This is a genomic window from Thermus scotoductus DSM 8553 (assembly GCF_000381045.1).
Taxonomy (GTDB): domain Bacteria; phylum Deinococcota; class Deinococci; order Deinococcales; family Thermaceae; genus Thermus; species Thermus scotoductus.
In genome coordinates this window covers 1-5559 of record NZ_KB905786.1, presented here as the reverse complement: position 1 = coordinate 5559, position 5559 = coordinate 1, and the positions used below count along the sequence as shown (strand labels likewise).

The window sequence follows — 5559 nt, the reverse complement described above, 5'->3', positions numbered from 1 at the left end:
GGGCTTTGGCCTGGTGGAAGCGGTTCTGGAGGGGAGAAGGGAGCGAGGCCACCATCTCGCTCACCCGGGCTGAGCCTGCGGCCAAGGCGCCCCGCACCACCTCTTCAAACCGTCGGTGGAGGCGCTTATCGGGGGAAAACGCTCGCAAAACGGCCCGTGAACTCCTGGAGCCTGGCCTCGGCCACCTTGAGCATGTCCATGGATCACCCCCGGTACCAGATACGGGCTGCGCCCGCAAGGGGAGATTTACCACGAAACGGAGATGTGGGTAAAGTCCTGCTATGCTAGCCTGAAGGCAGATGACCACCGAGGAGCGGCTTTACAAGCTGGAAGGCATCGTGGAAGGGGTGATGGCCACCCTTCCGGAGCGCATAACTTCCCTGGAAAACCGCATGGACCTCCTCCGCCAAGAGCTGAAAGGCGACATAGCGGGCCTGCGCCAGGAGTTTAAGGGCGAGATGGCTTCCCTGCGCCAGGAGTTCAAGGCGGAGATGGGGTCTTTGGAGGGGAGGCTTGGGGAGCAGATGGCTTCCCTGCGCCAGGAGCTCAAGGCGGAGATGGGGTCTTTGGAGGGGAGGCTTGGGGAGCAGATGGCCTCCTTGCGCCAGGAGCTCAAAGGGGACATGGCCTCCCTGCGCCAAGAGTTAAAGGCGGACATCAACACCGCCCTGAACCGCCTCATGCTCTACTTCAGCGCCCTGGCGGTGCTCCTGGCCCTCCTCACCCTTTGGCGGTAGGGCTTGACGGGAAAAGGGCCCTTCCGTACAATGACCCTTGCGTCTGCCGGGGTGGCGGAATTGGTAGACGCGCACGATTCAGGGTCGTGTGTCCTCGCGGACGTGCGGGTTCAAGTCCCGCCCCCGGCACCAGAAGGCCCCGCTTATGCGGGGTTTTTGCTATTCTTAAGGGCATGACGCGGGTTCTTTCCGGCATCCAGCCCTCGGGGGAGATCCACATCGGCAACTACCTGGGGGCCATCAAGCAGTGGGTGGAGCTGGGGGAAAAGCTGGGGCGGGAAGCTTTTTTTTGCATTGTGGACTACCACGCCCTCACCAACCCCCTGGCCTACGATCCCGCCACCTTAGCCCAGCGCACCTTTGAGGCGGCTTTGGTGAACATGGCCGCAGGGCTTGACCCCGAGAAGGTGACCCTCTTCGTGCAGTCCCATGTGCCCGAGCACACGGAGCTTTCCTGGGTCTTCACCACCATCACCCCCCTGGGGGACCTCACCCGCATGACCCAGTTCAAGGACAAGGCCGCCAAGCAGGAGGCGGTCTGGAGCGGGCTTCTCATGTACCCGGTGTTGCAGGCGGCGGACATCCTCATCTACAAGGCGGATACCGTCCCTGTGGGGGAGGACCAGGTGCAGCACATCGAGCTCACCCGGGAGATCGCCCGCCGCTTCAACGCCCTTTTCGGGGAAACCTTCCCCGAGCCCGAGGCCCTTCTGAATCCCGAGGCCCCGAGGGTTCCGGGCATAGACGGCAAGGCCAAGATGAGCAAGTCCTTAGGGAACACCATCGGCCTCCTGGAGCCGGAGGAGAGCATCTGGAGGAAAATCCAGCACCTCCCCGATGATCCCCAGCGCATCCGCCTCTCGGACCCCGGGGAGCCGGGGCGCACCATCGTCTTCACCTACCTCTCCTACTTCGCCCCCAAGGAGCTGGTGGAGGCCTTGAAGGAGGAGTACCGGAAGGCGGGGATCGGTACCCTCACGGTGAAGAGGATCCTCTTTGAGGAGATGATGAAGGTCCTCCGCCCCATCCGGGAGCGGGCCGAGGAGCTGAAAAAGGACCCCGACTACGTGATGGATGCCCTTTTGGAAGGGGCCAGGCGGGCCCGGGCGGTGGCCCAGGCCACCATGGAGGAGGTGCGCGAGAAGGTGGGGCTTCTTCTGCCCAGTAAGCGCCCGGTGCGTTCGTGATCCGCCTCGAGCTTCCCGGCTTTTCCGGCACGCCCCTGGAGCTCAAGGAGGCCTTGCGGCGGGGGCGCCTATCCCCAAGGGCCGTACCCCTCCTCCTGGTGGTGGACCAGGCCCTGGCCCAGGTGCCTGAGGACCTGAGGCAAAGAAGCGAGCTTCTCCCCATCCTGGCAGAGCTCTTGCTTCTCAAGCTCTCCCCGGAAAAGGCCCTGACCCCAAGGGAGGAAGGGGAGGAAGCCCCCCTGGTGCAGGTACTTCTGGATCTTTCGGAAACGGTGGCCTTTTTGGAGGAGCGCCTTAAGAAACGCTCCCGGCTTGTACCCGTTTCCCCGCCTCCCTTGCCCAAGCCGGCCTTACGCCTTCCCCCTAGGGCCTTGGTGGAGGCGGCGAGGCCCTTTAGGAAGGCGGTCTTGGCCGTGAGCCGGGAGCGCTTTGGCCTCCTCGAGGCCTGGGAGCGGCTCAAGGGGCTCCTGCGGGGGAAGGTAGCCTTCCAGGGCCTTCCCTTCGCCTCCTGGGGGGAGAAGGCGGTGGCCTTCGCGGCCCTCCTCGAGGCCGCCCGCCTGGGCCGGGTGCGCCTCTACCAGGAAGCCCCCTTCGCCCCCCTCTACGTGGAGGCGGCGGCGCCCTTGGAAGGGGACCTGGAGCGCACCGCCTAGGGGTACAATGGTCCCATGGGCGAGGCAGCAAGGCCCCTAAAGCTTCTGGAGGCCGAGGCCTACCTGGCCATGGAAGAGCGGTCCCCCGTGCGCCACGAACTCGTGGAGGGCGTGCCCTACGCCATGGCGGGGGCCACGGAGGCCCATAACCTCATCGCGGGCAACCTCTTCTACCATCTCCGCCCTCACGCCCAGGCTAAGGGGTGCAGGCTCTTCGTTTCGGACATGAAGCTTAAGGTCTCCTCCCGCACCTTTTACTACCCCGACCTCATGGTGGTGTGCGCAGAAGACCCCCACCCCCTTTACAAGGAGCGCCCCTGCCTGGTGGTGGAAGTCCTTTCCGAGCACACCGAGGCCATAGACCGAAGGGAGAAGCTTTGGCGCTACCGGGAAATGCCAAGCCTCCAAGGCTACCTCCTGGTGGACTCCCGGGAAAGGCGGGTGGAAGGCTACTTCCGCCAAGGGGAAGGCTGGCTCTACCGCCTTTGGGAGGGAGAGGGGGTGGCGGAGGTGCCCTGCCTCGGAACGGGGCTAAGCCTGGAAGCCATTTACGAGGGGGTGGAGGTCTAGGCGCTGCCGCACACCCACCGGCAGCCCGCATGGGGTGGTGCTAGCGGAGGAAGGTGAGGATGGCCAGGGCCGCCGCCAGGGCGGTGAAGTAAAGCATGAGCTTGTTGAAGGCAGGGTTGATCTCCGCCTTCACTTCCTGGCGCAGGCCCACCATCTCCTGGCGCAAGCCCCCGATCTCCGCCTTCACCTCCTGGCGGAAGAGTTCCATGCGCCCCTCCAGGGAGGTGATCTGGCCCGGGAGGGTGGCCATGACCCCCTCCACGATCCCCTCCAGCTTGTAAAGGCGCGCCTCCGTGGTCATTGCCCTCAAGGTAGCACAGGTGGAGGGCGCGGGATGGGAAAGGGCAGCGCCCCCCTTCCGGGCCCTAAGGGCCTAGCTTCACCACCCCCCGGTGGTGCCGCCTTGGCCGCGTCCATAGACTGTACGGCTTTCCTCTAGGGGCATGCGGCCCCACGCGATAGAATGCCCCCATGAATTTTCTGCGCCGATGGTGGTGGCCCCTCTTCACCTTCCTCTATCCTTTCCTCTTTTATCCCACCCTGAACCGGGACCTACAATGGGACTACGCCGTGCACGCGGCCTTCACGGCCTTCTTCCTCGTGGTGGGGGCCTTCCTCGAGGCCCTGGCCCATCCCCAGACCCGGCTTCACCACCTTCCCCGGCTTGGGGGTTGGCTATGGCGAAGGCCGGTCCTCCTCCTCGCCTGGCTTTACGCCCTGTGGGCCTTGATCTCCACCCGCTTCGCCGTAAGCCCGGGCTTTGCCTTGACGGGGAGCCCAGAGGGCCTCGGGGACGGGGCCTTGTGGGTTTTAGCCCTGGTGGGGGTGGCCACCCTGGTCGCCCTTAGGGCCGAGGAGGACCCGGCCGTCCTCCCCCTGGTCTTGCGGGCCCTTCTCCTTGCCGGGGGGCTTTTGACCCTCTTGGCCTTTTTTGAGGTCGCCACCCATAAGCGCGTGGCCGGTACCCTCACCGGAGTCCTTGACCCTTCCGTCCTCCCCCAGGTGAACTTTGGCTCCAAGGGGCATCTTGGGGGGTTTTTGGGCCTGGCCTTGGGGGTGGCCCTGGGGTCCGCCTGGGGGGTTTTGGCCCTCCTTCTGGGTTTTGGGGTGGGTCTCACCTACAACCGGGCCTCCCTGGTAGGCCTTCTTTTGGCCTTGGGGTCGGCCTGGGCGGGAAAGGGGACGAGGGCCCTTAGGGTCTTTTTCCTGGCCTTCTTGGGCCTTCTTCTGGGGCTTGGGGCCACCCGCCTTTGGCTGCCCTCCGGGGCCAAGGCCCTGGCCAGCCCCTCCAGCCTGGAGCAGCGCTACTACGGCTGGAAGGCCACCCTTAGGGGGATCGCCGCAAGGCCCCTCTTTGGCTTTGGGGCCGCGGGGTTCCACTTCCAATGGCCCCTCTACCTTGAGGAGGAAGAGCTTAGGCATTTCCTTAGGATCATGTGGGGGGCGGAGGAGGTGCTTAGCCGTGGGACGAACGGCCAAGGCATGCCCGTCTTCCTCATCCGCGACCAGGAGGGCCAGGTTAGGCTCTTGGCGGTCCAGGGTTTCAAGGCCCACAACGAGTTTTTGGACCAAGCCCTTCTCTTTGGGCTGCCCGGGGCCTTCCTCTGGCTTCTCCTCTACCTTCTGGCCCTGAGGCAAACCTGGGCCACCCCCTTAGGGGGCGGGCTTTTGGCCTATTTCGGTTTCCTCCTCTTCTGGTACGCCGTCTTTTACGCCCTGGGGGTGCTTTGGGTCCTTTTGGGCCTTGCGGCCACGCAAAAGACCCCCTTAAGGCGGATCCCCACCCCCTAGGGGGTGGGGAGGGGGGAACCCGAGCCTAGGGAAGGGTGGAAAGCAGGCCCGTGGCGCCCTCGTAGATCACGGTGGAGTGGGTGGCGCCCTTGAGGCTGAGGGTGATTTTGGGGTCCAGGCCCTGCCACTCCACGGTGCAACCCGTAACCGCAGCCGGCCTGGCGTCAAAGCCCGTCATGCAGTCAGAGGTCACGCGAAGCGTACCTTGAGGGAGGTGGGCGGGGCCCCGTTCCTGGGGTCCCGTAGGGCTTCAAGATGCGCTGACGCGTGACCCAGGCTTGTAGCCACGCTCCTTGCGTAGCTCAGGCCCGCGACCAGGTTGGCACTTTGCCTTAAGCCCACATTCCGCACCCCCTTCACTCCAGCAGGTAATATCGCCCGGCCCCCAGAAGGCGCACCGCGGTCTCGTGATGGGGAGCCAGGTTGAGGACGAGCAACTTGCCCCCCAGCTCCACCAGGCGGACCCACATAAAGAGTTGAAACACCCAGCGCAAGGTGGGCTTGGCTGTGGGTCTCCCCTTTTGATCCGGCAGGCTGGACCCCGTCCCCTCCAGCCTCCGCCTCAGCTCCCACTCCCCCAGGGCGTACACCAGAAGGGCCAGGGCCATCACCATCCCCAGG

7 protein-coding genes, 1 tRNA gene and 1 pseudogene are annotated in these 5559 nt (G+C 65.0%); 6 read left to right on the top strand and 3 right to left on the bottom strand.

All coding sequences use genetic code 11. From position 1 onward, the window contains the following. Positions 1–299: 299 nt before the first annotated feature. The 5 genes from F604_RS0111220 to F604_RS0111200 all read left to right on the top strand — a co-directional run bounded on the left by F604_RS0111220 (position 300) and on the right by F604_RS0111200 (position 3147). Complete coding sequence (locus F604_RS0111220; protein ID WP_019551724.1) at positions 300–737, top strand: hypothetical protein; 438 nt, start codon at positions 300–302, stop codon at positions 735–737. A gap of 45 nt (positions 738–782) precedes the next feature. Next, a tRNA-Leu gene (locus F604_RS0111215) sits at positions 783–869 on the top strand. 41 nt (positions 870–910) lie between these two features. Beyond that, a complete protein-coding gene (gene trpS / locus F604_RS0111210) occupies positions 911–1924 on the top strand; it encodes a tryptophan--tRNA ligase (protein ID WP_019551723.1) in 1014 nt (337 codons plus the stop codon). Next, positions 1921–2577: a chromosome segregation protein ScpA gene (locus tag F604_RS0111205; RefSeq protein WP_019551722.1), complete on the top strand. Its 657-nt coding sequence runs from the start codon at positions 1921–1923 to the stop codon at positions 2575–2577. Before trpS ends, F604_RS0111205 begins: the two co-directional genes overlap by 4 nt. Before the next feature lie 15 nt (positions 2578–2592). Beyond that, positions 2593–3147 (top strand): Uma2 family endonuclease, encoded by a 555-nt coding sequence (locus tag F604_RS0111200; RefSeq protein WP_019551721.1) that lies wholly within the window; start codon positions 2593–2595, stop codon positions 3145–3147. Positions 3148–3187: 40 nt separating this feature from the next. Here the strand turns inward: F604_RS0111200 and F604_RS0111195 are convergent, their stop codons facing one another. After that, positions 3188–3448, bottom strand: coding sequence for a hypothetical protein (locus F604_RS0111195; RefSeq protein ID WP_019551720.1), 261 nt, complete (start codon positions 3446–3448; stop codon positions 3188–3190). Between the two features lie 170 nt (positions 3449–3618). Between F604_RS0111195 and F604_RS0111185 the strand changes: the two genes are divergently transcribed. Further along, positions 3619–4938: a hypothetical protein gene (locus F604_RS0111185; RefSeq protein ID WP_019551719.1), complete on the top strand. Its 1320-nt coding sequence runs from the start codon at positions 3619–3621 to the stop codon at positions 4936–4938. 25 nt (positions 4939–4963) lie between these two features. On the opposite strand, the gene F604_RS12955 is transcribed toward F604_RS0111185, so the two are convergent. Further along, positions 4964–5116 (bottom strand): hypothetical protein, encoded by a 153-nt coding sequence (locus tag F604_RS12955; RefSeq protein ID WP_019551718.1) that lies wholly within the window; start codon positions 5114–5116, stop codon positions 4964–4966. A gap of 178 nt (positions 5117–5294) precedes the next feature. Further along, positions 5295–5559, bottom strand: a pseudogene (locus F604_RS12275) (IS1634 family transposase); the annotation flags it as partial.